This window comes from Mycobacterium mantenii, from assembly GCF_001667865.1.
Taxonomy (GTDB): Bacteria; Actinomycetota; Actinomycetes; order Mycobacteriales; family Mycobacteriaceae; genus Mycobacterium; species Mycobacterium mantenii_A.
The window spans coordinates 71,577-95,874 of record NZ_LZJP01000100.1; the positions used below are offsets into that span (position 1 = coordinate 71,577).

The 24,298-nt window shown below is 68.2% G+C and carries 25 protein-coding genes; 13 read left to right on the forward strand and 12 right to left on the reverse strand.

The window, feature by feature from the left end:
• Window positions 1–98 precede the first annotated feature (98 nt).
• From A5688_RS17795 to A5688_RS17805, 3 genes are all read left to right on the forward strand, one after another.
• Complete coding sequence (locus A5688_RS17795) at window positions 99–509, forward strand: nitroreductase (RefSeq protein WP_082951117.1); 411 nt, start codon at window positions 99–101, stop codon at window positions 507–509.
• 73 nt (window positions 510–582) lie between these two features.
• On the forward strand, window positions 583–1,230 hold the full coding sequence (locus A5688_RS17800; RefSeq protein WP_067907868.1) for a SatD family protein: 648 nt from the start codon (window positions 583–585) through the stop codon (window positions 1,228–1,230).
• Window positions 1,227–1,967: a hypothetical protein gene (locus A5688_RS17805; RefSeq protein ID WP_067907865.1), complete on the forward strand. Its 741-nt coding sequence runs from the start codon at window positions 1,227–1,229 to the stop codon at window positions 1,965–1,967. The genes A5688_RS17800 and A5688_RS17805 overlap by 4 nt, the downstream gene beginning before the upstream one ends.
• A gap of 13 nt (window positions 1,968–1,980) precedes the next feature.
• On the opposite strand, the gene fadA6 is transcribed toward A5688_RS17805, so the two are convergent.
• From fadA6 to ipdE1, 5 genes are all read right to left on the reverse strand, one after another.
• On the reverse strand, window positions 1,981–3,141 hold the full coding sequence (gene fadA6, locus A5688_RS17810; protein WP_067831110.1) for a steroid 3-ketoacyl-CoA thiolase FadA6: 1,161 nt from the start codon (window positions 3,139–3,141) through the stop codon (window positions 1,981–1,983).
• A gap of 2 nt (window positions 3,142–3,143) precedes the next feature.
• Window positions 3,144–3,764, reverse strand: coding sequence for a TetR family transcriptional regulator KstR2 (gene kstR2, locus A5688_RS17815; protein WP_082951118.1), 621 nt, complete (start codon window positions 3,762–3,764; stop codon window positions 3,144–3,146).
• 74 nt (window positions 3,765–3,838) lie between these two features.
• Complete coding sequence (locus A5688_RS17820; protein WP_067907862.1) at window positions 3,839–5,011, reverse strand: DUF4878 domain-containing protein; 1,173 nt, start codon at window positions 5,009–5,011, stop codon at window positions 3,839–3,841.
• A gap of 82 nt (window positions 5,012–5,093) precedes the next feature.
• Entirely contained in the window at window positions 5,094–5,882 is a 789-nt protein-coding gene (gene ipdF / locus A5688_RS17825) for a (5R,7aS)-5-hydroxy-7a-methyl-1-oxo-2,3,5,6,7,7a-hexahydro-1H-indene-carboxyl-CoA reductase (protein WP_067907859.1), read from the reverse strand.
• Window positions 5,879–7,027 (reverse strand): acyl-CoA dehydrogenase IpdE1, encoded by a 1,149-nt coding sequence (gene ipdE1, locus A5688_RS17830; protein ID WP_067907856.1) that lies wholly within the window; start codon window positions 7,025–7,027, stop codon window positions 5,879–5,881. The genes ipdF and ipdE1 overlap by 4 nt, the downstream gene beginning before the upstream one ends.
• An 84-nt stretch (window positions 7,028–7,111) precedes the next feature.
• Between ipdE1 and fadD3 the strand changes: the two genes are divergently transcribed.
• From fadD3 to A5688_RS17855, 5 genes are read left to right on the forward strand one after another with little or no spacing between them, the layout of a single operon-like run.
• Window positions 7,112–8,656 (forward strand): 3-((3aS,4S,7aS)-7a-methyl-1,5-dioxo-octahydro-1H-inden-4-yl)propanoate--CoA ligase FadD3, encoded by a 1,545-nt coding sequence (gene fadD3 / locus A5688_RS17835; RefSeq protein ID WP_067831129.1) that lies wholly within the window; start codon window positions 7,112–7,114, stop codon window positions 8,654–8,656.
• On the forward strand, window positions 8,656–9,801 hold the full coding sequence (locus tag A5688_RS17840) for an acyl-CoA dehydrogenase family protein (RefSeq protein WP_067907853.1): 1,146 nt from the start codon (window positions 8,656–8,658) through the stop codon (window positions 9,799–9,801). The genes fadD3 and A5688_RS17840 overlap by 1 nt, the downstream gene beginning before the upstream one ends.
• Window positions 9,798–10,751: an acyl-CoA dehydrogenase family protein gene (locus A5688_RS17845; protein ID WP_067907850.1), complete on the forward strand. Its 954-nt coding sequence runs from the start codon at window positions 9,798–9,800 to the stop codon at window positions 10,749–10,751. The genes A5688_RS17840 and A5688_RS17845 overlap by 4 nt, the downstream gene beginning before the upstream one ends.
• On the forward strand, window positions 10,748–11,704 hold the full coding sequence (gene ipdE2, locus A5688_RS17850) for an acyl-CoA dehydrogenase IpdE2 (protein ID WP_067831137.1): 957 nt from the start codon (window positions 10,748–10,750) through the stop codon (window positions 11,702–11,704). The genes A5688_RS17845 and ipdE2 overlap by 4 nt, the downstream gene beginning before the upstream one ends.
• On the forward strand, window positions 11,701–12,867 hold the full coding sequence (locus A5688_RS17855) for a pyridoxal phosphate-dependent aminotransferase (RefSeq protein ID WP_067907847.1): 1,167 nt from the start codon (window positions 11,701–11,703) through the stop codon (window positions 12,865–12,867). The genes ipdE2 and A5688_RS17855 overlap by 4 nt, the downstream gene beginning before the upstream one ends.
• Window positions 12,868–12,885: 18 nt before the next feature.
• Here A5688_RS17855 and A5688_RS17860 read toward each other — a convergent pair whose 3' ends face one another.
• Complete coding sequence (locus A5688_RS17860; RefSeq protein ID WP_067907844.1) at window positions 12,886–13,716, reverse strand: arylamine N-acetyltransferase family protein; 831 nt, start codon at window positions 13,714–13,716, stop codon at window positions 12,886–12,888.
• 123 nt (window positions 13,717–13,839) lie between these two features.
• Here A5688_RS17860 and A5688_RS17865 point away from each other — a divergent pair, with 123 nt between their 5' ends.
• On the forward strand, window positions 13,840–14,328 hold the full coding sequence (locus A5688_RS17865; protein WP_067907841.1) for a hypothetical protein: 489 nt from the start codon (window positions 13,840–13,842) through the stop codon (window positions 14,326–14,328).
• Window positions 14,329–14,335: 7 nt separating this feature from the next.
• Here A5688_RS17865 and hsaB read toward each other — a convergent pair whose 3' ends face one another.
• The 4 genes from hsaB to hsaA are packed head-to-tail and all read right to left on the reverse strand — an operon-like array spanning window position 14,336 to window position 17,873.
• Window positions 14,336–14,902, reverse strand: coding sequence for a 3-hydroxy-9,10-secoandrosta-1,3,5(10)-triene-9,17-dione monooxygenase reductase subunit (gene hsaB / locus A5688_RS17870; RefSeq protein WP_067907838.1), 567 nt, complete (start codon window positions 14,900–14,902; stop codon window positions 14,336–14,338).
• Window positions 14,903–14,911: 9 nt separating this feature from the next.
• Complete coding sequence (hsaC, locus tag A5688_RS17875; RefSeq protein ID WP_067907835.1) at window positions 14,912–15,814, reverse strand: iron-dependent extradiol dioxygenase HsaC; 903 nt, start codon at window positions 15,812–15,814, stop codon at window positions 14,912–14,914.
• The gene (gene hsaD, locus A5688_RS17880; RefSeq protein WP_067831159.1) at window positions 15,811–16,689 is read right to left on the reverse strand and encodes a 4,5:9,10-diseco-3-hydroxy-5,9,17-trioxoandrosta-1(10),2-diene-4-oate hydrolase; all 879 of its coding nucleotides are present in this window, start codon (window positions 16,687–16,689) and stop codon (window positions 15,811–15,813) included. The genes hsaC and hsaD overlap by 4 nt, the downstream gene beginning before the upstream one ends.
• Window positions 16,689–17,873 carry a 3-hydroxy-9,10-secoandrosta-1,3,5(10)-triene-9,17-dione monooxygenase oxygenase subunit gene (hsaA, locus tag A5688_RS17885; RefSeq protein WP_067831162.1) on the reverse strand — a complete coding sequence of 395 codons (1,185 nt, stop codon included), beginning with the start codon at window positions 17,871–17,873 and terminating at the stop codon, window positions 16,689–16,691. Before hsaA ends, hsaD begins: the two co-directional genes overlap by 1 nt.
• A 158-nt stretch (window positions 17,874–18,031) precedes the next feature.
• Between hsaA and A5688_RS17890 the strand changes: the two genes are divergently transcribed.
• A complete protein-coding gene (locus A5688_RS17890; protein ID WP_067831167.1) occupies window positions 18,032–19,114 on the forward strand; it encodes a ferredoxin--NADP reductase in 1,083 nt (360 codons plus the stop codon).
• A gap of 46 nt (window positions 19,115–19,160) precedes the next feature.
• The gene (locus A5688_RS17895) at window positions 19,161–19,694 is read left to right on the forward strand and encodes a hypothetical protein (RefSeq protein WP_067831172.1); all 534 of its coding nucleotides are present in this window, start codon (window positions 19,161–19,163) and stop codon (window positions 19,692–19,694) included.
• A 4-nt stretch (window positions 19,695–19,698) separates the two neighbouring features.
• Here A5688_RS17895 and A5688_RS17900 read toward each other — a convergent pair whose 3' ends face one another.
• Window positions 19,699–20,580, reverse strand: coding sequence for an SDR family oxidoreductase (locus A5688_RS17900; protein ID WP_067907929.1), 882 nt, complete (start codon window positions 20,578–20,580; stop codon window positions 19,699–19,701).
• An 84-nt stretch (window positions 20,581–20,664) separates the two neighbouring features.
• On the opposite strand from A5688_RS17900, the gene A5688_RS17905 reads away from it, so the two are divergent.
• A complete protein-coding gene (locus A5688_RS17905; protein WP_067907833.1) occupies window positions 20,665–21,237 on the forward strand; it encodes a TetR/AcrR family transcriptional regulator in 573 nt (190 codons plus the stop codon).
• Here the strand turns inward: A5688_RS17905 and A5688_RS17910 are convergent.
• On the reverse strand, window positions 21,234–23,357 hold the full coding sequence (locus A5688_RS17910) for an acyl-CoA dehydrogenase (RefSeq protein ID WP_067907830.1): 2,124 nt from the start codon (window positions 23,355–23,357) through the stop codon (window positions 21,234–21,236). The two genes, A5688_RS17905 and A5688_RS17910, sit on opposite strands and share 4 nt — an antisense overlap.
• Window positions 23,358–23,695: 338 nt before the next feature.
• On the opposite strand from A5688_RS17910, the gene kstR reads away from it, so the two are divergent.
• Entirely contained in the window at window positions 23,696–24,295 is a 600-nt protein-coding gene (gene kstR, locus A5688_RS17915; protein ID WP_067831182.1) for a cholesterol catabolism transcriptional regulator KstR, read from the forward strand.
• Window positions 24,296–24,298: the final 3 nt, after the last annotated feature.

The window sequence follows — 24,298 nt, forward strand, 5'->3', positions numbered from 1 at the left end:
ACAGGAAGTTGAAGGCCGCGGCGGCACTGATGGAAGAACCGCCAGCGGTGGACTAACGGCCCTGGCGGTGGCCGGTGGCTCGGCGTCACCCTGGATGGATGATGAAGCTGGCTCCGGGATCTTGGCCCACTCCGCTGTTGAACGCGATTCGCACTTCCAACAGATATTTGCTCAACCCGCTGATGTTGCGGCTGGCCGGCCGCAGGAACTGGTACGCGGCGGCGATTCAGCACACCGGGCGGCGGTCGGGCAAGCAGTACAGCACACCGGTCGTGGCCGAGCGCATCGCTGACGGCTTCCTGATACCACTGCCCTACGGCGCCGGCGTCGATTGGCTGCGGAACGTCCTTGCGGCGGGGCGAGCGGTCATCCGGTCCGAGGGCGACGACTACGAGGTGGCGCAGCCCGAGATCATCGATTCCGGGTCAGCCCTGCCGTTGCTGTCGGCCCGACGGCGACGCACATTCGAGCGGGTCGGCATCGAGCAGTACCTCAAGGTCAAGGTCTGACCGGTAAGCACCGCCCGGGCGCGCGCATTAAGTCATTTGCTGAATTCGGCATGGATGAAGCTATAATCTTCATATGGCTAAGGTGAAGCCCCAGTCTTCACTGCGTGCGACAGTGATCGGGGACGTGGTGGGCTCCCGGCGCGTCGGCGACCGGCCGGCCTTGCATCGGCACGTCGCCGCCGCCCTGCGCCAGATCGCCGAGGGTGCGATCGACCCGCCGGGGTTCACCGTCGGCGACGAGTTTCAGGGCAGCTATCCGACCGTGGGCGCCGCGATCGATGCCGCCCTGTCGCTGCGGCTTGCCGTGGGCTCCGAAGTCGATGTCCGGTTCGGCATCGGCTGGGGCGCGGTCACCATCCTCGATGCCGACGCGGGAATCCAGGACGGGCCGGGCTGGTGGAGCGCACGAGAGGCCATCCAGCACACCGCCGAGGCGCAGCGGCAGCCCGGCTTCACGCTGGTACGCACGACGTTCCGGGCGGACGGCGACACACGCAGCGACGCCGCCGCGGTCAACGCGGCCCTGATCTGTCGGGACCATCTGCTTGGATCGCTCGATGAGAGATCGTTGCGCATTGTGAGGGGGTTGATGACGGGCCGGACCAAAAAGGAGTTGGCCGCCGACGAGGGCATCAGCCCGTCGGCGGTGTCGCAGCGCGCGAGTCGTGACGGCCTGGATCTGATTGTGCTTGCCAGCCAATATCTTCGGAGCCTGCCGTGAGCGCCATCGCCGCGTTGCTCATCGCACTCGGAGTCGCCGACCTCTGCCGGCGGGCGACCCGCGCGTTCTGGCCGCCACTGCTGATCGGACCCCTCGTGGTACTGGCGTGTGCGGGGCTGGGCGCCCTGTGGCACGCCCGCGACATCCCGCTGCTGATGCTGTCGGCCGCGGCGGTAGCCGCCTGGGAATGGCTGTGCGCGCGCAGCGAGCGCAGCGGCAGCCGGCAAGCCGCGCCCTTGGCCGTCGTCGGCTCCGCGCTGGCGCTGCTGGGGGTGTCGTCCGGCTGGTCCTCGCCGGCCGGTGGCCTCGTCGCGCGGTGGTCGGCCTGGGTTCACCTGCCGCTCAGCCACGTCACGCCGACCCAGCTGCTGATGCTCGTCGGTGTGGTCCTGGTCCAGTTCGCGACCGCAAATCAATTGGTGCGCCTGGTGCTTGGCTCCGTGGGCGCGGTGCGTCCGGCCGGTGAGCCACAGCCGTCGGACCGACTCAAGGGCGGCAGGCTGCTCGGACCGATGGAACGCCTGTTGATCCTGAGCCTGGGCGTCGGCGGACAGGTCGCCGCGGCCAGCGCCGTCGTCGCCGCCAAGGGCATCATCCGGTTTCCGGAATTGAACGCTCAAACGAACCGCAACGGCGACGTCGGCATCGACGAGGTGACCGAGTACTTCCTAGTCGGCAGCTTCACCAGCTGGCTGATCGCCCTGGGCGGCATCGGTCTCGTTGTGGCGACCCGCTAACCGGTGCAACGGGTTACAGCCGCTCGATGATCGTGACGTTGGCCGTGCCGCCGCCTTCGCACATCGTCTGCAGGCCGTAGCGGCCGCCGATGCGCTCCAGCTCGTTGAGCATGGTGGTGAACAGCTTGGCGCCGGTGGCACCCAGCGGATGGCCCAGCGCGATCGCGCCACCGTTGGGGTTGACCTTCTCCGGGTCCGCCTTGATTTCCTTGAGCCAGGCCAACACTACCGGCGCGAACGCCTCGTTGATCTCGACGGTGTCGATGTCGTCGATGGACAGCCCGGTCTTGTCCAGCGCGTAGCGCGTCGCCGGGATGGGACCGGTCAGCATGAAGACCGGGTCGGCGGCGCGCGCGCTGATGTGGTGGATGCGGGCCCGCGGCGTCAGATTGTGCTCCTTGACGGCCTTTTCGGACGCGAGCAGCACGGCACTGGCGCCGTCGGAAATCTGGCTGGCCATGGCCGCCGTCAGCCGGCCACCCTCGACCAGCGGCTTGAGTCCGGCCATCTTCTCCAGCGACGACTCGCGCGGCCCCTCGTCAACCCGGAACGGCCCGGATTCCGTTTCGACGGTGATGATCTCGTTGTCGAAATGGCCACCCCGGATGGCCGCGAACGCGCGCTCGTGACTGGTCAGCGCGTAGCGCTCCATCTCCTCGCGCGACAGGTTCCACTTCTCGGCGATCAGCTCCGAACCGCGGAACTGCGAGATCTCCTGGTCGCCGTAGCGGTGCAGCCACTGCTTGGATTCGTTGGTCGGTGAGGTGAATCCGAATTGTTCGCCCACCGTCATGGCCGACGAAATCGGGATCTGGCTCATGTTCTGCACGCCACCGGCGACGATCAGATCGGCCGTACCGGACAAGACCGCTTGGGCGCCAAAGGAAATGGCCTGCTGACTGGAACCGCACTGCCGGTCGACGGTCACGCCGGGAACCTCTTCGGGATAACCGGCGGCCAGCCACGAGAGCCGGGCGATGTTGCCCGCCTGCGCGCCGATGGCGTCGACACAGCCGGCGATCACGTCCTCGACGGCGGCGGGATCGACGTCAACCCGGTCGAGCAGTCCGCGCCAACCCAGAGCGCCCAGATCGACCGGATGAATTCCGGACAGCGACCCGCCGCGCTTGCCGACCGCGGTACGCACAGCGTCGATGACGTACGCCTCAGGCATTTTCAGACTCCTTCTTCGATCTTCTTTGATTCCGCAGTAATCCCGCCAAGGACGATGGCGAGGTATTGCTGACCGACTTGCTCGGCGGTGAGCGGCCCGCCCGGCTGATACCAGCGCACCGACACCCACGTGGTGTCCCGGATGAAGCGATAGATCAGGTCGACATCGAGGTCGGGCCGAAAGCAGCCCTGCTCGACGCCCTGATTCAGCAACTCGAGCCACATCTTGCGCTGTTGCCGGTTCATGTCCTCGATGTAGGAGAACCGGGGCTGGGACAACAGCCGTTGGGCTTCGTCCTGGTAGATGACAACCTGCGCGTGCCGGTGCTCGATCGCCTCGAACGACGCCATGAACAGTCCCTTGAGCCGTTCCAGCGGGTTGGCCTCGCTGTCCACGATCTCGCGGTAGCGCGCGAACAACCAGTCCAGGAAACTGCGCAACAACTCGTCGACCATCTCCTCTTTGGAGGAGAAGTGGTGATACAGGCTGCCGGACAGGATGCCGGCGCTGTCGGCGATGTCGCGCACCGTGGTGGCGCGCAATCCGCGCTCGGCGAACATGGTCGCGGCAAGCTCCAGTAGCTCGTCTCGCCGGCTGTTGGCCTGACCGGGCACTCGGTCCACCCGATCAGAGTATCAACCAAGCGCTTGCTTGGCCACTGAGGCGGGGTTTTCCGCCCCGGGCGTCGCCACAAGCGTCAGCGCAGCGAGACCGCCGGTGGGTTCTGCGACTCGTCGGCGTTGCCGGACACGAACGCGTTCACCACGCTCGTCTTGGTGCCGCCCGACCGGGTCTGGGCCGTCAGCGGGAAGTTGACCGAACCGGAGAAGGACGCCTCGAGACGGAAGGGGTCGAAGAGGTTGATCTTGAGGCCACCGATGTCCGGGTTGCCCCACGCCGCGGTCCCGTCCACCAGGTCGTAGTCGAAGGCGTGCTGGGGGCAGTCGGCCGGTCGAAGTTGGTTCGAATTCGCGCAATTCGCCAGCGCCGCCGAGATCGCGGAGCTGGTCGCCGACAACCCCTTGTCGCTGAGTTTGAAGTCCAGGTCGTTGAAGTACGCCCCCGATGCCGTCAGATTGTCAAGCAGGAAGGGCTTTTTGGGGTTGACGGCCAAATTCGGGTTGCTGCTGCCGACGTCCAGCCAGCCGGGAAAGACGTACACCGGCGCGGTGCCGACGGGCTTGCCGAAGAACGTCGCGGTTTTGACGGCGGCCTGCTCGATGCCCGCGTTCAGCGTGTCCACCTTGATCGCGGCGTGGTCGAGCTTCCAGTCGTGGCCGGCCTTCTTGATCGACATGGTCACGTCGGAGGTGTTGTCGCCGAACTTCGCCGAAACGTGCACCTGCCCGAAACCAAAGCTGTGAGCGGAATTGTCGTCGAGGATCTTGATGTCGGTGATCGGCCACCGCGCGATCTGCCGTTTGAGGATGTCGTCGGTCAGAAACTCTTTCGACGCCGGCTGGTCGGTGCTGTAGGTCAGCGCGGCCTGCGCGTCCCCGCGGGCGAGCGCTTCCAGGTAGCCCTTGGCGGCGTCACCGGCGCTACCCGATCCGCCGCCGCTGCTGACCGCGATCACGGTGATGACGATCACGACGAGCACGGCGGCGGCCACGCTCAGCCCGATGATCAACGGCTTGCGATTGCGCCGACCGGGACCACCGTGCGGCCCGTTGAAGTGGGCGACGGTGACCGGCGGCGGCGAGGACCACGGCCCGTACGCGGGCTGCTCGAACGGGGTGGCCTGGCCTGGTTGCCCCCACTGCTGCGGCCATCCCGCGTCGGATTGCCAGGGGGCGCCCGGAGGCTGGCCGGGTGTGCTTGCGGGAGTCGGGTTCTCACCCCACGGCCGGTGACCCGGTCCTTCGCTCACAGCGCCCTCCCACCTGCCTCAACCGCGTTGGTCGACAATTGTAAACACGTCGCGGCCGTGCGCTAGTCAGCGAGATCGCAGCTCACGGGTGTTGGCTGGAGACCGAGATGACCTCGCCGGTGAGGTAGCTGGAGTAGTCGCTGGCGAGGAACGCGATGGTGGCCGCCACCTCCCACGGCTCGGCGGCCCGCCCGAAGGCTTCGCCGGCCGACAGCCGGTCGAGCAACTCCGACGACGACGTCTTCTCCAGGAACTTGTGCCGCGCGATGCTCGGCGACACCGCGTTGATCCGGACGTCGTACTCGGCGGCTTCGATTGCGCTGCAACGGGTCAGCGCCATCACCCCGGCTTTGGCGGCGGCATAGTGCGACTGCGAGTGCTGGGCACGCCAGCCCAGGACGCTGGCGTTGTTGACGATCACCCCGCCGTGCGGCGCGTCGCGGAAGTAGCGCAGGGCCGCGCGGGTGGCACGAAACACCGACGTGAGGGTGACGTCCAGGACGCGGTCCCATTCCTCGTCGGTCATGTCGACCACCGGCGTCTGTCCGCCCAGCCCGGCGTTGTTGACCAGGACGTCGATGCGTCCCATCCGCGCGGTGGCGGACGCGAACAGCGCGTCGATCTGCGCGGTGGACGTCACGTCGCACAGCACGCTTTCGACCCGGCCCTGCCCGAGTGCGGCGAGCTCTTGGGCGGTCTCCCCCAGCCGGCGTTCGTGGTGATCCGAGATCACCACGTCGGCCCCCTCGGCCAGCATCCGCCGCGCCGTCGACGCGCCGATGCCGGTGCCCGCGGCAGCGGTCACAACCACCACCTTGCCCTGCAGAAGTCCGTGTCCGGCAATCTCTTTGGGGGCTACGGACAGACTCATCCTTTGACCTCTCGAGGTAGGCCGAGCACCCGCTCGGCGATGATGTTGCGCTGGATCTCGTTGGACCCGCCGTAGATGGTGTCGGCGCGGGTGAACAGGAACAGCCGCTGCCATTCGTCGAATTCGCCGTCGGACAGCGTCAGTCCCGGCTTGCCGATCACGTCCATGGCCAGCTCGCCCAGATCGCGATGCCAGTTGGCCCACAACAACTTCGACACGTTGTCCTGGCCAGGCTGCTCGACGTCCATGGTGGCCAACGCGTAGCTGCGCATGGCTCGCAGGCCGGTCCACGCCCGGGTCAGCCGCTCGCGGATGAACGGGTCGTCGGCGGCACCGGTGCGCTGGGCGAGCTCGGCCAGGTCGGAAAGCTCACGCGCGTAACGGATCTGCTGCCCGAGTGTCGACACGCCACGCTCGAAGGTCAGCGTGCCCATGGCAACCCGCCAACCGTCCCCGGGCTCGCCGACCACCAGGTCGGCCGCGGTGCGGGCGTCGTCGAAGAACACCTCGTTGAATTCCGAGTCGCCGGTCAGCTGGATGATCGGTCGCACTTCGACGCCCGGTTGGTCCAGCGGCACCAACAGATACGACAGGCCGGCGTGCCGCTTGGAGCCCTTCTCGGTGCGCGCGACGACGAAGCACCACTGCGCCCAGTGCGCCAGCGACGTCCACACCTTCTGGCCGTTGATGACCCACTCGTCGCCGTCGAGTTCGGCGGTGGTCGCCACGTTGGCCAGGTCGCTCCCGGCGCCGGGCTCCGAATAGCCTTGGCACCACAGCTCGGTGACATCGAGGATCTTCGGCAGGAAACGCCGCTGCTGCTCGGGCGTTCCGAAGGCGATCAGCGTCGGGCCGAGCAGCTCCTCGCCGAAGTGGTTGACCTTGTCCGGGGCGTCGGCCTTGGCGTACTCCTCGTAGAAGGCCACCCGGTGCGCGGTCGACAGACCCCGTCCGCCGTGCTCCACCGGCCAGCCCAGGCAGGTCAGGCCGGCCTTGGCCAGGTGCTGATTCCATGCCCGGCGCTCTTCGAACGCCTCGTGCTCGCGTCCGGGCCCACCGAGACCCTTGAGAGCTGCGAATTCGCCGACCAGATTGTCGGCGAGCCACTGCCGGACCTCCGCCCGGAACTCCTCGACGTCCTGCATGCCCTGTAGGCTAACCTACCAAGCACTTGCTTTGTTAGGCCGTCGCCGACTGCAGGCCGCGGACCGAAGTTCGAGGAGCATCCGATGACCGACGATCCGCGCACGGTGCCCGCGGCGCTGGATCGTTTTGCGGGCCAACTCCCCGACCACGACGCGTTGATCACCGACGACCGGTCCTTCACCGCCGCCGCGCTGCGCGACGAGGTGCACCGGGCCGCCGCCGCCCTCATCGACCTCGGCGTGCGTGCGGGCGACCGGGTGGCCATCTGGTCCCCTAACACCTGGCACTGGGTGGTGGCCTGCCTGGCAATCCACCACGCCGGGGCCGCGATGGTGCCGCTGAACACGCGCTACACCGCCGACGAAGCCAGCGACATCCTGGCCCGCACCGCCGCGCCGGCGCTGTTCGGGATGGGTCGATTCCTGGGCCACGACCGCGTCGCCGACCTGAACCGTGCGGCGCTGCCCGCGCTGCGGCACATCGTGCGGATCCCGGTCGACGCCACTGACAGCGGCGCCGGAAGTTGGGACGAATTCATCGCCCGCGGCGGCGACCTCGACGCGGTCGCCGCCCGTGCGTCGGCCGTCGAACCCGACGATGTCAGCGACATCCTGTTCACGTCCGGTACCACCGGCCGCAGCAAAGGCGTGCTGTGCGCGCACCGGCAGTCGCTGTCGGCCTCGGCGGCGTGGGCGGCGAACGGCAAGATCACCAGCGACGACCGCTACCTGTGCATCAACCCGTTCTTCCACAACTTCGGCTACAAGGCCGGCATCCTGGCCTGTCTGCAGACCGGTGCGACGCTGATCCCCCACCTGACCTTCGACCCGCTGCGCGCGCTACAGGCCATCGAGCAGCACCGCATCACCGTGCTGCCCGGGCCGCCCACCATCTACCAGACCCTGCTGGACCACCCGGCACGCAACGACTACGACCTGAGCTCGCTGCGATTCGCGGTGACCGGGGCCGCGACCGTGCCGGTCGTGCTGGTCGAACGCATGCAATCCGAACTCGACATCGACATCGTCCTGACGGCCTACGGGCTGACCGAGGCCAACGGCATGGGAACCATGTGCCGCGCCGACGACGACGCGGTCACCGTCGCCACCACCTGCGGACGCCCGTTCGCCGACTTCGAATTACGCATCGACGCAAGCACTCCCGGCGAAGAAGGTGAGGTCCTGCTGCGTGGGCCGAACGTGATGCTGGGCTACCTCGAAGACCCGGAGGCCACCGCGGCCGCCATCGACACCGACGGGTGGCTGCACACGGGGGACATCGGCGCCGTCGACGCCGCCGGCAACCTGCGCATCACCGACCGGCTGAAAGACATGTACATCTGCGGTGGCTTCAACGTCTACCCCGCCGAGGTCGAGCAGGTACTGACCCGGATGGACGGCGTGGCCGACGCCGCGGTGATCGGGGTGCCCGACGAACGGCTCGGCGAAGTCGGTCGGGCGTACCTGGTCACCCGGCCCGGCGCCGAACTCGACGAACAATCCGTGATCGATTACACCCGTGAGCACTTGGCGAACTTCAAGGCACCTCGGTCGGTGCGGTTCGTCGACGCGTTGCCGCGCAATGCGGGCGGCAAGGTGCTCAAACCACAACTGCGAGAGCAAGGCTGATGGACCTGGAACTGGACGAAGACACCTTGGCCTTCCAGGCGGAGGTGCGGGAATTCCTGTCGGCCAACGCCGATTCGATCCCGACGAAGTCGTATGACAACGCCGAAGGCTTTGACCAGCACCGGCATTGGGACCGCGTGTTGTTCGACGCCGGCCTGTCGGTGATCACCTGGCCGAAGAAGTACGGGGGCCGCGACGCGCCCCTGCTGCACTGGGTGGTGTTCGAGGAGGAGTACTTCCGGGCCGGGGCGCCGGGCCGGGCCAGCGCCAACGGCACCTCGATGCTGGCGCCGACGCTCTTCGCGCACGGCACCGAAGAACAGCGCGACCGGATCCTGCCGAAAATGGCCAGCGGGGAGGAGATCTGGGCACAGGCGTGGTCGGAGCCCGAATCCGGCAGCGACCTGGCGTCGCTGCGGTCCACCGCCACCCAGACCGACGGCGGCTGGCTGCTCAACGGGCAGAAGATCTGGAGCTCGCGAGCGCCGTTCGCCGAGCGCGGTTTTGGGCTCTTTCGCTCCGACCCCGGCGCCGAGCGGCACAACGGCCTGACGTATTTCATGTTCGATATGAAGGCCAACGGCGTCACGGTCCGGCCCATCGTCCAACTGGGCGGCGACACCGGCTTCGGCGAGATCTTCCTCGACGACGTCTTCGTGCCCGACGAGGACGTGATCGGCACCCCGCATGAGGGCTGGCGGGCGGCCATGAGCACGTCGAGCAACGAGCGCGGCATGTCGCTGCGCAGCCCGGCCCGTTTCCTGGCCACCGCCGAGCGGCTGGTGCAGCTGTGGAAGGACAGCGGCTCGCCGGACGCATTCGCCGACCGGGTCGCCGACGGCTGGATCAAGGCGCAGGCCTACCGGCTGCAGACCTTCGGGACGGTGACCCGGCTGGCCCTGGGCGGCGAGTTGGGCGCCGAATCGTCGGTGACCAAGGTGTTCTGGTCCGACCTCGACGTCGAATTGCACCAGACCGCCCTCGATCTGCTCGCCGCCGACGGCGAGCTCGCGAGCCGGTGGACCGAGGGTCTGCTGTTCGCGCTCGGCGGCCCGATCTACGCCGGCACCAACGAGATTCAGCGCAACATCATCTCCGAGCGGCTGCTGGGACTGCCGCGCGAAAAGTCCGGGGGCAAGAAGTGAAATTTGCGCTAGACGAACAGCAGCGCGACTTCGCGGCCAGCATCGACGCGGCGCTCGGCGCGGCGGATCTGCCGAACGCGGTGCGCGCCTGGTCCGCCGGCGATACCGCACCGGGCCGCAAGGTGTGGGAGCAGTTGGCCAACCTCGGCGTCACCGCCCTGGCCGTGCCGGAGAAATTCGACGGCATCGGGGCCGATCCGGTCGACCTGGTCGTGGCCGTCGAACGCCTCGGGCGCTGGTGCGTGCCGGGCCCGGTGGCCGAATCCATCGCTGTGGCACCGGTGTTGCTCGCCTCCGACGATCATGCCGAGCGGTGCGCCGCATTGGCGTCCGGTGAGCTGATCGCGACCGTCGCGCTGCCGCCGCAGACACCGCGCGCCGTCTCCGCCGAGGTGGCCGGTCTGGTGCTGCTGGCCACCGAGGAGGGCATCACCGAGGCGACACCGGGTGACGTCCACGAGTCCGTCGACCCCAGCCGCAAGCTCTCCGACGTGACCGCGACCGGCAGAAGCTGGCAGGTTCCGGAAGGAATAGTCAAGCGCGCCTGCCAGTTCGGCGCATTGGCGACCGCGGCGCAGCTGATCGGGGCGGCCGAGGCGCTGCGCGACGGCGCGGTCGACTACGCCAAGCAACGCACCCAGTTCGGCCGGGTGATCGGCTCGTACCAGGCGATCAAGCACAAGCTCGCCGACGTGCACATCGCCGTCGAGCTGGCCCGGCCGCTGGTGTACGGCGCGGCGCTGACGATGGACCCGCGCGACGTCAGCGCGGCCAAGGCGGCGGCGTCCGAGGCGGGCCTGCTGGCGGCGCGCTCGGCGCTGCAGACCCACGGCGCAATCGGTTTCACCCAGGAGCACGACCTGTCGCTGTTGCTGCTACGGGTGCAGGCACTGCGATCCGCGTGGGGAACGCCGGAGGAACATCGGCGGCGAGTGCTGGAGGCTTTGTGAGTACTACCGAAGAACGCGAGCTGCTCCGCGAGACCGTCGCCGCCCTGGTCGCCAAGCACGCCGGACCGGCGGCGGTGCGCGCGGCCATGGAATCCGACCGCGGCTACGACGAATCGCTGTGGCAGCTGCTGTGCGAACAGGTCGGCGCAGCGGCGCTGGTGATACCCGAGGAGTTGGGCGGCGCGGGCGGCGAATTGGCCGATGCCGCAGCCGTTTTGCAGGAGCTCGGCCGCGCCCTGGTGCCCTCCCCGCTGCTGGGCACCACGCTGGCCGAGCTGGCGCTGCTGAGCGCGACCGAGCCGGACGCCGCGACGCTGGAAGGCCTGGCCGAGGGCACCTCGATCGGCGCGCTGGTGCTCGACGCCGCCTACGTGGTCAACGGTGACATCGCCGACGTCGTGGTCGCCGTCGACGACGGACAGCTGAGCAGGTGGACCCGATTCGCCGCGCAGCCCGTCACCACCATGGACCCGACCCGGCGCCTGGCACGCCTGGCAGCCGAGGAGACCCAGCCGATCGGCACCGACCCGGGCCTGGCGGACAAGGCGGCCGTCCTGCTGGCTGCCGAGCAGATCGGCGCCGCCGAACGCTGCCTGGAACTGACCGTCGAATACGCCAAGGAGCGAGTGCAATTCGGCCGGCCGATCGGCAGTTTCCAGGCGCTCAAGCACCGGATGGCCGACCTGTACGTCACCGTCGCCGCGGCGAAGGCCGTCGTCGCGGATGCCTGCGCTGACCCCACTCCCACCAACGCCGCCGCCGCCCGGCTGGCGGCCACCGAGGCGCTGAACACCGTGGCCGCCGAAGGCATCCAGCTGCACGGCGGCATCGCGATCACCTGGGAACACGACATGCACCTGTACTTCAAGCGTGCCCACGGCAGCGCACACCTGCTCGATTCGTCGCAAGAACTGCTTAAGCGACTGGAATCCGAGGTACTCAACACGCCGTGACCGACCGTGTCTCGCTGCGCGCCGGCATCCCACCGTTTTATGTGATGGATGTCTGGCTGGCGGCCGCGGAACGGCAGCGCAGCCACGGCGACCTGGTCAACCTGTCGGCGGGCCAGCCCAGCGTGGGAGCGCCCGAGCCGGTGCGGGCGGCCGCGGCCGCCGCCGTGCGTTCCAACGAGTTGGGCTACTCGGTGTCGTTGGGCACCCCCGAGCTGCGTGCCGCGATCGCCGCGGATTACCAGCGCCAACACGGGCTCGACGTCGAACCCGACGCGGTGGTGATCACCACGGGATCCTCGGGTGGCTTCCTGCTCACCTTTCTGGCCTGCTTCGACGTCGGTGATCGGGTGGCGCTGGCCAGCCCCGGCTACCCGTGTTACCGAAACATCCTGTCGGCGTTGGGATGCGAGGTGGTGGAAATTCCGTGCGGACCAGAGACCCGCTTTCAGCCGACCGCGCAGATGCTCGCCGAACTCGATCCCCCGGTGCAGGGTGTCATCGTCGCCAGCCCGGCCAATCCCACCGGCACGGTCATCGAGCCGGCCGAGCTGGCCGCCATCGCGTCCTGGTGCGACGCGTCCGGGGCGCGGCTGATCAGCGATGAGGTCTACCACGGTTTGGTCTACGAGGGGGCCCCAAAGACCAGCTGCGCGTGGCAGACATCGCGAAACGCCGTGGTGGTCAACAGCTTTTCGAAGTACTACGCGATGACCGGCTGGCGGCTGGGCTGGCTGCTGGTGCCATCCGAGTTGCGCCGCGCGGTGGAATGCCTCACCGGGAACTTCACCATCTGTCCGCCGGTGCTGTCGCAACTCGCCGCGGTGGCGGCCTTCACCCCGGAGGCGACCGCCGAGGCCGACGGCCACCTGCACCACTACGCGACCAACCGCTCCTTGGTGCTGGACGGCCTGCGCGGCATCGGCGTCGAGCGGCTGGCCCCGACCGACGGCGCGTTCTATGTGTATGCCGACGTCTCGGATTTCACCGACGACTCTTTCGAGTTCTGTTCGAAGTTGTTGGAACAGACCGGCGTTGCGATCGCACCGGGAATCGACTTCGACACCACGCGCGGAAATTCGTTCGTGCGGCTTTCGTTCGCGGGCCCGACGAACGACATCGAGGAGGCGGTGCGCCGCCTCGGTCCCTGGCTTTCGTCCCGCTAGCGACGGCGGACGGCACGCCTACGCGTCGAGCACCCGCTCGATGTGCGCCTCGAGCGCACCGCGGTCGCCGATGCCCGCGACGTCGATGCCGAACCGCTCACCGAGGACGTCGACGACCGCCGCCGCGTCGTCGAGGCGGATCTTCTCGCTGCCGTCGGCGCGGTGGATGGTCAGGGTCCGGCCGGCCAGGTTGTAGCGGGCGTCTCCGGTGGTCCGCGCCACCATCAGGCCGGTCACGAACATCGACGACGGGTGCGTGGAGACGTACCAGCTGCCCACCTTCAGATCGACCTGCGGCACGGTCTGGATGCCGAACACGTACAGCGGTTGCCATTCGCCCCGGACCAGCGCTTGCAGGATCAGGCCGTCACCGCGGTCGTTGAGCCGGTACGGCTCGTGGGTGGTCTGCTGGGCGTTCCCGGTCTGCAGGCGAATGGGAGAGGTCAGCGTCTGGCCACCGAAGCCGACGTCGACCAGGAACGAGCCCAGCGAGCCCGGGAAGGTCACCGCCAGCACCGTGTGCGTCTGGGCTCCCGGCGGCGTGTCGGGCGGCAGCATCCACACCACCCGGCCGGCCAACCGCCGCACCCGGAACCCGATCTCCGCGAGCGCGTACCCCATCAGCCCGTTCTGCTCGTAGCAGTATCCCCCACGGCGCCGGTGGACCAGCTTGTCGGTCAGGGCTTCCGGGCTCAGGTCGTGGACCGGCACTCCCATCAGCGGATCGAGGTTCTCGAACGGGATCGAGCCGGTGTGCGCGGTCATCAGATCCTGCAGCACCTCTAGGGTCGGCTCGGCGGCCCCGCGGTAGTTGATGCGGTCGAAGTACGCGTTGAGGTCCAGCGTCATGCAACCATTCTGGCCCGCGGTGTCGGGCCGAAGTAAGCGAGTCGGCGAGGGTTTCAATCCCGCCGAATGCGGCAACCCGCCGAAATGGGGCTTAGTGCCCCCCTACCGACAACGGAGCCCATCATGAACACCGTCTGGATCGTCATCGCCGCAGTTGTGGCCGTCCTCGTGATCGCCGCGGTCGTCATCGCGGCCCGCGCCGCGACCAGGCGCCGCCGCCAGCGGGAGGCCGAGAAACTTCGCGAACAGGCCAAGCTGGAAACCGCCAAGGTCGAGCGCCGCGAGGCGCTGGCCGCGGAGACGGCCGCGAAAGCCCGTGCCGCGCAGGCGGAAGCCGAGGCCAAGGCGGCAGAAGCCGCCCGGCTACAGGATCGGGCGTCGGCGCATCAGACGGAAGCGGCGTCCTCGCGCGAAGAGCTGGACGAGCAGTGGCAACGTGCCGACAGCCTCGACCCGAGGGTAAAGGCCGAAAAGGACGCGGCTGCCGGCGACGCCGGCACCGACCGCGACGCCGCATGGAGCCAGGAGCAGCCGACCCCGGACAACTCCCCCACGGTGAACCTGTCGGGCAAACACCGCGACGCCGGGACCCAGCGCGGCGCGACCACATAGCGAGCCGCTACAGCCAGGTGTCCTGGGTGGTGGTCGTCAGGAACGCTTCCAGGTCGTCGCGCCACTGCGCCGGTGTCGTCTTGTCCGGTTCGATGCCGGTGTACTCACCGCGATAGAACAACAGCGGCCGCGGTTTGATCTTGGGGGCCTCCGAAAGCGATTGCACCGCACCGAAAACGACGAAATGATCGCCGCCGTCATGCGCGGAAGCGACCGTGCAGTCGATGTAGGCCAGCGAACCGTCGATGATCGGTGATCCGAGTTCGGAAGGGTGCCAGTCGATCCCGGCGAACTTGTCGGGCTCCTTGGAGCCGAACCGGGCCGAGACGTGTTTCTGCCCCTCGGTCAGCATGTTGACGCAGAACCGGCCGCTGGCCTCGATGGCCTTCCACGACCGCGACACCTTGGTGGGGCAGAACAGCACCAGCGGCGGATCGAGCGACAGCGCCGCGAAGGATTGGCAGGCGAAGCCGACCGGAACGTCCTGGTGCACGGTGGTGATGATGGTGATCCCGGTGCAGAACTGGCCGAGCACGCTGCGGAACGTGCGCGGATCGATCGGCGCGGCAGTCATACCCCGAATTTAGCCCTTGAAGCCGACGCTGAAGTCATGGCCCCACAGGCTGATCGCGGTGCTCTCCCGGGCGATCCAGTCGTCGTCTGCGACTTTTCTTCCCTCACAACCGAATTCGACGTCAAATCCACTTGGCGTCTTCATGTAGAAGGACAGCATCAGGTCGTTGACGTGGCGACCCAGGGTCGCCGACATCGGCACCTTCTTACGCAGCGCCCGGTCCAGGCACAGCCCGACATCGTCGGAATTCTCGACCTCGACCATCAGGTGGACGATGCCGCTTGGGGTCTGTCCGGGCATGAAGGCCAGGCTGTGGTGGCGAGGGTTGCAGCCCAGGAACCGCAGCCAGGCCGGCGGTCCGTCGGCGGGACGCCCGACCACCTGGGGCGGCAGCCGCATCGAGTCACGCAGCTTGAAGTCCAGCACGTCGCGGTAGAAGTGCAGCGTCTCCTCGTCGTCGCGGGTGGTCAGCACCACGTGCCCCAGACCCTGCTCCTCGGTGACGAACTTGTGCCCGTACGGGCTGACCACCCGGCGGTGTTCGAGGGCCGCGCCGTGGAAGACCTCCAGGCAGTTGCCGGACGGGTCGGCGAACCGGATCATCTCGTCCACCCGGCGATCGGCCAGCTCGGCGGCGGTGGCCTCCTTGTAAGGCGTGCCCTCGATGTCGAGCCGGTTCCGGATCTCTTGCAGCCCAGCGGCGTTCGCGCATTCCCAGCCGGCCTCGATGAGCCGGTCCTGCTCGCCGGGCACGATCACCAGCCGGGCGGGAAAGTCGTCCATCCGCAGATACAGCGCGCCCTCTTCTGAACCCTTGCCCTCGACCATGCCGAGGACCTTCAGGCCGTACTCGCGCCAGGCCGCCATGTCGGTGGCCTCGATACGCAGATAGCCCAGAGAACGGATGCTCATCGCGCACCTCCCAGGAAATCGATGGTGAGCCTGTTGAACTCGTCGAATTTCTCCACCTGCGCCCAGTGCCCACATTGCCCGAAAACGTGAAGCTGTGCGCGCGGAATGGTTTTCAGTGCGACCAACGCACCGTCCAGCGGGTTGACCCGGTCCTCGCGGCCCCAGATCAGCAGCACCGGCTGACGCAGCCGGTGCACCTCGCGCCACATCATGCCGAGCTCGAAATCGGCTCCGGCGAACGACATTCCCATCGCCCGCGTCGCGGTCAGCGATTCGGGCGTGCTGGCCAGTTCGAAACGCTGGTCGATCAATTCGTCGGTAATCAGTTTCTGGTCGTAGACCATCACCCGCAGAAACGCCTCGAGGTTTTCGCGGGTGGGTTCGGCGGAGAACTTGCCCAGCCGTTTGACGCCCTCGGTCGGGTCGGGCGCGAACAGGTTGACGCTCACCCCGCCGGGCCCCATCAGCACCAGGCGTCCGGCGTGGTCGGGGTAGTCGAGGGCGAACCGCACCGCGGTGCCACCCCCGAGAGAATTGCCTACCAGCGGAACACGTCCCAGTCCCAGCTGGTCGAAGAGAGCCTTGAGCGCCCGCGCCGCGTAGTGGTTGAACTGGCCGTGCTCGGCGCGCTTGTCGGAGTGGCCGTACCCGGGCTGGTCGACGGCCAGCACATGGAACTGCTTGGCCAGCACCGGGATGTTGCGCGAGAAGTTCGTCCAACTCGCCGCGCCCGGGCCGCCGCCGTGCAGCAGCACCACCGTCTGCTCGTTACCTTCGCCCGCCTCGTGGTAGTGCAGCTTGAGCGGACCGTCGACGTCAACCTCGGCGTACCGCGAAGTCGATTCGAAGGTGATCTCTTCGGTTGCCGAGGTCATCAGACCATCGTGTCGCCCGGGGGCAACCCGAACTCGTTGTTCCCGAAGATCTGGTAGGCCCGCTCGGGGTCATTGGCGGCGTGCACCCGGCCGGCGTGGGCGTCGCGCCAGAACCGTTGCACCGGTTGGTCATTGCCCAGTGCGGTGGCACCGGAGGCCTCGAACAGCCGGTCGATGGAGGCGATCGCACGCCCGGTGGCGCGCACCTGGTCGCGGCGGGCGCGGGCACGCAGCTCGAACGGAATCTCCTTGCCGGCGGACAGCAGCGCGTACTCGTCGGCGACGTTGCCGCTCAGCTGGCGCCACGCCGCGTCGATGTCGCTGGCCGCCTCGGCGATGCGAACCTTGGCGAACGGGTCGTCCTTGGCCTTCTCACCGGCGAACGCCGCCCGCACCCGCTTGCCCTGATGCTCGACGTGCGCGTCGTATGCCCCGTAGGCCATGCCCACGATCGGCGCCGAGATGGTGGTGGGATGCATTGTGCCCCAGGGCATCTTGTAAACGGCGGCGGTGTTGGTCTGATATCCGCCCGCGGTGCCGTCGTTCATCGCCTTGTAGGACAAGAACCGGTGCCGCGGCACGAAGACGTCCTTGACGACGACGGTGTTGCTGCCGGTGCCCCGCAGGCCGACGACATGCCACACGTCGTCGATGCGGTACTCGTTGCGCGGGATCAGGAATGAGCCGAAGTCGACCGGGCGGCCGTCCTTGATCACCGGTCCGCCGAGGAACGCCCACGTGGCGTGGTCGCAGCCCGATGACCAGTTCCACGATCCGTTGACCAGGTAGCCGCCGTCGGTCACCACGCCCGCGCCCATCGGGGCGTAGGACGACGAGACCCGGGTGGCGGGGTCCTCGCCCCAGACCTCCTCCTGCGCCTGCTGGTCGAACAGGGCCAGGTGCCAGTTGTGCACGCCGATGATCGAGCTCACCCAGCCGGTGGATCCGCACGCGCTGGCCAGCCGCCGCACCGCTTCGTAGAACAGCGCCGGGTCGCACTGCAGCCCGCCCCACTGCTCGGGCTGCAACAGGGTGAAGAAGCCCACCTCCTGCAGATCCTGGACGGTCTCGTCGGGGAGCCGTCGCAGATCTTCCGTCGCCTGAGCGCGTTCCCGGATCCGCGGGAGCAGATCATCGATGCCAGCCAAAACCGACTGCGCATCACGCTGTTGAATGGACGTCACTTACGTTTGCCTCCTGCGCCAGACTTACTCAGCGGACTTACACCAGAGACTAGAACACGTTCCGATTCGTGTCGAGCAGGGTATTCCTGCGGCTGGTAGCGATACGAATCCACTTTTCTGTAACATGTTCTAGTTGCGACGAAAGGAAGGGACGGGCCTTGACCGAGGCGATTCCCGACGAGCCACTCGGTGACCACGTCCTTGAACTGCAGGTCGCCGAGGTCATCGACGAGACCGACGACGCGCGGTCGCTGGTGTTCGCGGTACCGGACGACGCGGGGGACCCCGACATCCCGCCCGAGCGGCTCCGGTACGCGCCGGGCCAGTTCTTGACGCTGCGCGTTCCCAGCGAGCGCACCGGGTCGGTGGCCCGCTGCTATTCGTTGTGCAGCTCGCCGTTCACCGGCGATGCGCTCACGGTCACGGTCAAACGCACGGCGGACGGTTACGCGTCCAACTGGCTGTGCGACCACGCGCACAAGGGCATGCGGATCCACGTGCTGGCCCCCTCCGGCAACTTCGTGCCCAAAACGCTGGGCGATGACTTCCTGCTGATGGCCGCCGGCAGCGGGATCACCCCGATCATGTCGATTTGCAAGTCCGCCCTGGCCGAGGGCGGCGGGCAGGTGACGCTGGTCTACGCCAACCGCGACGACCGCTCGGTGATCTTCGCCGACGCCCTGCGCGAGCTGTCCGCCAAATATCCCGACCGGCTGACGGTGCTGCACTGGCTGGAATCGCTGCAGGGCCTGCCCAGCGTGACCGCGCTGGCCAAGCTGGCCGCCCCCTACACCGATCGGCCCGTCTACATCTGCGGCCCCGGCGCCTTCATGGATTCGGCCAAAGAAGCGCTGGAAACGCTGAAAGTTCCTGCGCCGCAGGTACATATCGAAGTGTTCAAGTCGCTGGAGTCCGATCCGTTCGCGGCGGTGAAGATCGAGGACACCCCCGAGGGTGACGAACCGCCGGCGACCGCGGTGGTCGAACTCGACGGCGAAACCCACACCGTGTCGTGGCCGCGCAACGCCAAGTTGCTCGACGTGCTGCTGGCCAAGGGCCTCGACGCGCCCTTCTCCTGCCGCGAGGGTCACTGCGGCGCGTGTGCCTGCACGCTGCGCGGCGGCAAGGTGAGCATGGAGGTCAACGACGTGCTCGAGCAGCAGGATCTGGACGAGGGCCTGATCCTGGCCTGTCAATCTCACCCCGAATCTGATTCGGTAGAAGTCACCTACGACGAGTAGTCGCGGGGTTAAGTTCACCCTGGGGTCAGAGCGAAGGGGAGCATCGATGATGCGGCTGGTATCGGGATTCGCGGTCGTCGCAGTGCTGCCGATGTTCCTGCCGGCCGCTGTGTGCGCGGCGGCGAGCAACACCGCCACCACGCTATTCCCCTTGGACGGACCCAACCAGCTGGAGACGCGGGCCATCCTCAACTGCTTCAAGGCCGACGGGCATTGCGACTTCACCGCCGGGGCCGACATGCTGACGCCCGACGGGGTGACCGGCTTCCCGCCCGGACTGTGGGCCCGGCAAACCACCGAGATCCGGTCCTCGAACCGGTTGGCCTACCTCGACGCGCACGCCGACGGCCAGTACGAGCGGGTGCACAAGTCGATGGGTTCCGACGAGATCACCACGATCTACATGGGCGAGGGCCCGCCGGAGAAGTACCAGACCCACGGGCGCATCGACTCCACCGATTGGCAGACGGGCCAGCCCAAGACGGACAACAACGTCATCGCGTGCACCCACATCCAGGTGGTCTACTCCGGGGTCAACATCACGTCCCCGAGCACCTGCGCGGTGACCACGTTCTCCTGACCCCTCACTCGGGGTAGTCGCCGGTCTCCAGGTCTTCGAGCAGGCGTGGACCGGTCGGCTTCCAGTTGAATCGTTGGCGAGTCAGCGCGCTGGACGAGGGCTGGTCGGCGGCGAAGATGGGGCCGAGCGGACCGAAGCTCTCGGCCGGGGCGGGCTCGACGGGTAGACCGAGGCGGCGGCCGATCACCTCGGCGATCGCCCGCATCGGATCCCCCTCGTCGCCCACCGCGTGCAGTACCGAGCCGGGCGGGGCCTGTTCGAGGGCGAGCCGGAACAACGTCGCGGCGTCGTCCCGATGCACGGCGGGCCAGCGTTGGGCGCCGTCGCCGACATAGCCCGACACACCGCGCTGTCGCGCGGCCTGGATCAGCATGCCGGCGAAACCGTAGCGCCCGCCGGCGTCATGGACCGACCGTGGCAGCCGCACCACGGCCGACCGGACGCCACGCTCGGCGAGCTCGACGACGGCCTGTCCGGTGCGGCCGCGGCCGGCCATCGGCCCCTCGACGTTGAACGGATCGTCCTCGGTGCTCGGCCGTCCGGGCACCGCGGGGGTGCCGTTCGCGAGCACCAGCGGCTTGCCGGTGCCGACCAGCGCGGCGCCCAGCGCGGCCACCGCCCGGGCTTCGTCGCCGATCGCGTCCCCGGCACGGGTGAAATCGTGCGAGAAGGCCAGGTACACAACGCCGTCCGTTTTCTCGGCCGCCTCCTGCAGGACGTCGAAGTCGGCGATGTCGCCGGGCAGCGGCTCGGCGCCGAGACCGCTGATGGTCGCGGCCGAGGCCTCGGAGCGGGCCAGGCCCACGACGTGATGACCCGCGGCGAGCAGTTGTGAGACGACGGCCGAGCCGATACCTCCGCTGGCGCCGGTGACGAATACGCGCACGAGCAGCTCCTTCATGTGATGGGACTATTGTCTCATCACCATACACCCGTGACGGGACTATGGTCCCATCACTAGGGTGGGGCCATGGCTCGTTGGCAACCCGACGCGCGCGCACGCTTGGTCGCCGCGGCACTCGACCTGTTCAACGAACACGGATACGACCAGACGACGGTCGCGCAGATCGTCGAGCGCGCCGGGCTGACGAAAAGCACGTTCTTTCGGCACTTCCCAGACAAACGGGACGTGCTGGCGGCCGGGCAGGACGCGATCGCGCAGCTACTCCGCGAGGGGATCGCCGCGGCGCCCCCCGACGCGACGCCCCTGGCCGCCGTGTGCTCGGGCCTGAAGTCGGCGGCGTCGGCGTTCACCTCGTTCAACCGGGAGCTCGCACCCCGGCTCAAGGCCGCGATCGCCGCCAGCGCCGAACTTCAAGAACGCAACGCGCTCAAGCAGATTGGGCTGGCGCAGGCGATGGTCGGCGCGCTGCAGGCCCGCGGCGTGCCCGAGCCGACGGCCCTATTGGCCGCCGAGCTCGGTGCGCTGGCTTTCAAATCGGCCTACGCCCGCTGGGCCGAACCGGGCGAAAGCGGAGACCTGGGCGCCATGGCATGCGAGGCGCTACACGAATTGCGTTCTGCTGCAGCGGATCTCGGCTAGCGCGGCAAACCGAGAAGCCGCTCGGCGGCGACGGTGAGCAGGATCTGCTCGGTGCCGCCGGCGATGGTGAGGCAGCGGGTGTTGAGGAAGTCGAACACCGCCTGGTTGTGCACCAGGCCGCCGCCCTCGGACACGTCCATCGTGTATTCGGCCAGGGCCTGGCGGTAGCGGACCCCGATGAGCTTGCGCACGCTGGACTGCGCCCCGGGATCCTGGCCGCCCACGGCCAGCTGAGCGATCCGCTGATCCAGCAGCGCGCCGGTCTGCGCGGCGATGATCAACCGCCCCAACCGGTCTTGCTCCGCGGCGTCGAGGTCGAGCTCGGCCAGCAGCTTGAGCAGCTCCTCCATCGGGTTGCCCAACGCCGTTCCGTTGGCCATCGCGACACGCTCGTTGGCCAGCGTGGTGCGGGCCAGCCGCCAGCCGTCGTTCACCTCTCCGACGACCAGTTCGTCGGGAACGAACACGTTGTCCAGGAAGACCTCGTTGAACAGGGAGTCACCGGTGATCTCGCGCAGCGGGCGGATCTCGATGCCCGGCGAGCTCATCTCCACCAGGAAGTAGGTGATGCCTTTGTGTTTCGGCGCGTCCGGATCGGTGCGGGCAAGGCACACGCCCCAGCGCGCCTTGTGCGCCGCCGACGTCCACACCTTCTGCCCGGTCAGGTTCCAGCCGCCCTCGGTCCGGACCGCCTTGGTGCGCAGCGACGCCAGGTCCGATCCGGCCCCCGGCTCGGAAAACAACTGACACCAGAGGAATTCGCCGCGCGTGGTGCCCGGCACGAAGCGCTCGACCTGTTCCGGCGTGCCGTGCTCGAGGATGGTCGGCGCCGCCCACCAGCCGATCACCAGATCGGGCCGGGCCACCCCGGCCGCCGCAAGCTCCTGGTCGATCAGCAGCTGCTCGGCCGGGCCCGCGCCGCGCCCGTAAGGCGCCGGCCAGTGCGGCGCCTGCAGGCCCGCCTCAGCCAGTGCGGCCTGCCGCTCCTGCTCGGGCAGGTCCACGATCTTGGCGACGGCGGCGGCGATCTCCGGCCGCTGATCCTCGACCTCGGTCAGGTCGATACCCAACCGGCGTCGCACCCCGCCCTGAGTCAGCGCGGTGATGCGGCGCAGCCAGGTCTCGGCCCCACCCAGGAATCGGCCGATGGCGTGCGCCCGGCGCAGGTACAGGTGCGCGTCGTGCTCCCACGTGCAGCCAATACCGCCGAGCACCTGGATGCAGTCCTTGACGTTGGCCTTCACGGCGGCGATGGCGGTACCCGCGGCCAGGGCCGCGGCGATGGAGAACTGGGATTCGTCGCCCTCGGCGGCGGCACGCGCGGCATCGGCGGCGGCCACCTCGGCCTGCTCGGCACGGCACAGCATCTCGGCGCAGATGTGCTTGATGGCCTGGAAGCTGCCGATCGGCTTGCCGAACTGCTCGCGGACCTTGGCATAGTCGACGGCGGTCTGAAGCGACCATCGGGTGATGCCGGCCGCCTCGGCCGCCAGCACCGTCGCGGCCAGCTCCTCGACGCGGTCGCGGGTGTCCGACACGACCGTGGCGGGGGCCGAGTCCAGCACCACCCGGGCCAACGGCCGGGAGAAGTCGGTGGCCTGCAGGGGTTCGATCTGCGCACCCTCGCCGTCGGTGTCGATCAGCAGCCACTTCCCGTCGGCCGGCGCCAACAGGACGGCGCCGTCGGCGACCCCCAGCGCGAAGGGCAGGCAACCCGAGGCCTTCGACGTCGCGCCGTCGAACCGGATGTCACCCTGCAGCGCCAGCCCGGCGAAGCGCTCTCCGGAGGCGAGGGAGCCCAACAACTCGGGATCGGAGACAACCAGCGTTGCCAGCGCGGTGGTGGCGACCGGGCCGGGAACCAGCGCTTTGGCCGCCTCCTCGACCATCGCGCACAGGTCTTCGATGCTGCCGCCCGCCCCGCCTGACTCTTCCGGGATCGCGACACCGAAGATCCCCAGCTCGGCCAGCCGGGAGAACACCGGCCGCCAGGCGTCGGACTTGCCCTGCTCCACGTCGCGGATCGCCGCGGTGCCGCCCGGCCCCGACGTCGCATTGCGGGCCCAGTCGCGCACCAGGGCGCGCGCGGCAAACTGCTCGTCGGTGACGGTCGCTACCACCTGAGAGGACCTCCGCGTCCTTGACTCGACGGGGCCCGTGGACCCCTGTCTTGATTGTGCGATCACCCGCAAGCGGGTACCTCTTCCACCACGGATTGGCACGCAACCCGCTCCCCGCAGACTAGAACGTGTTCTAATAGTGCCAGTGATCGACCGTCAAGTCGAACGGTATTACAGCAGCACATGCGCTTGTCCGCGGCGGTGTGGAGGTGGGAAATTAACACGCAGAATGCGTATCGTTTGCAAACGAAGCGCGCGGAACAGGAGCAAACCGTCACATGCCAGCCAACGCAAATTCGAGCCGAGTTTCTGACTCGCAGCCGCGCGAGGTCATAAACGTGGCGGTACTGGCGGAGTCCGAACTGGGGTCGGAGGCGCAGCGGGAACGCCGCAAGCGCATCTTGGATGCCACCATGGCCATCGCCTCCAAAGGCGGCTACGAGGCGGTTCAGATGCGGGCGGTGGCCGATCGCGCCGATGTCGCGGTCGGGACGCTGTATCGGTATTTCCCGTCGAAGGTGCACCTGCTGGTGTCGGCGTTGGGCCGCGAGTTCAGCCGCATCGACGCCAAGACCGACCGCTCGGCGATGGCCGGGGGCACGCCCTTCCAGCGGCTCAACTTCATGGTGGGCAAGCTCAACCGCGCGATGCAACGCAATCCCCTGCTGACCGAGGCGATGACGCGTGCCTACGTGTTCGCCGACGCGTCGGCGGCCAGCGAGGTCGATCAGGTCGAGAAGCTCATCGATTCGATGTTCGCGCGCGCGATGGCCGACGGCGAACCGACCGAGGACCAATACCACATCGCCCGGGTGATCTCGGACGTGTGGCTGTCGAACCTGCTGGCGTGGCTGACCAGGCGGGCCTCGGCCACCGACGTCAGCAAGCGGCTGGACCTGGCCGTGCGGTTGCTGATCGGCGACCAGGACTCCGCGTAGCCC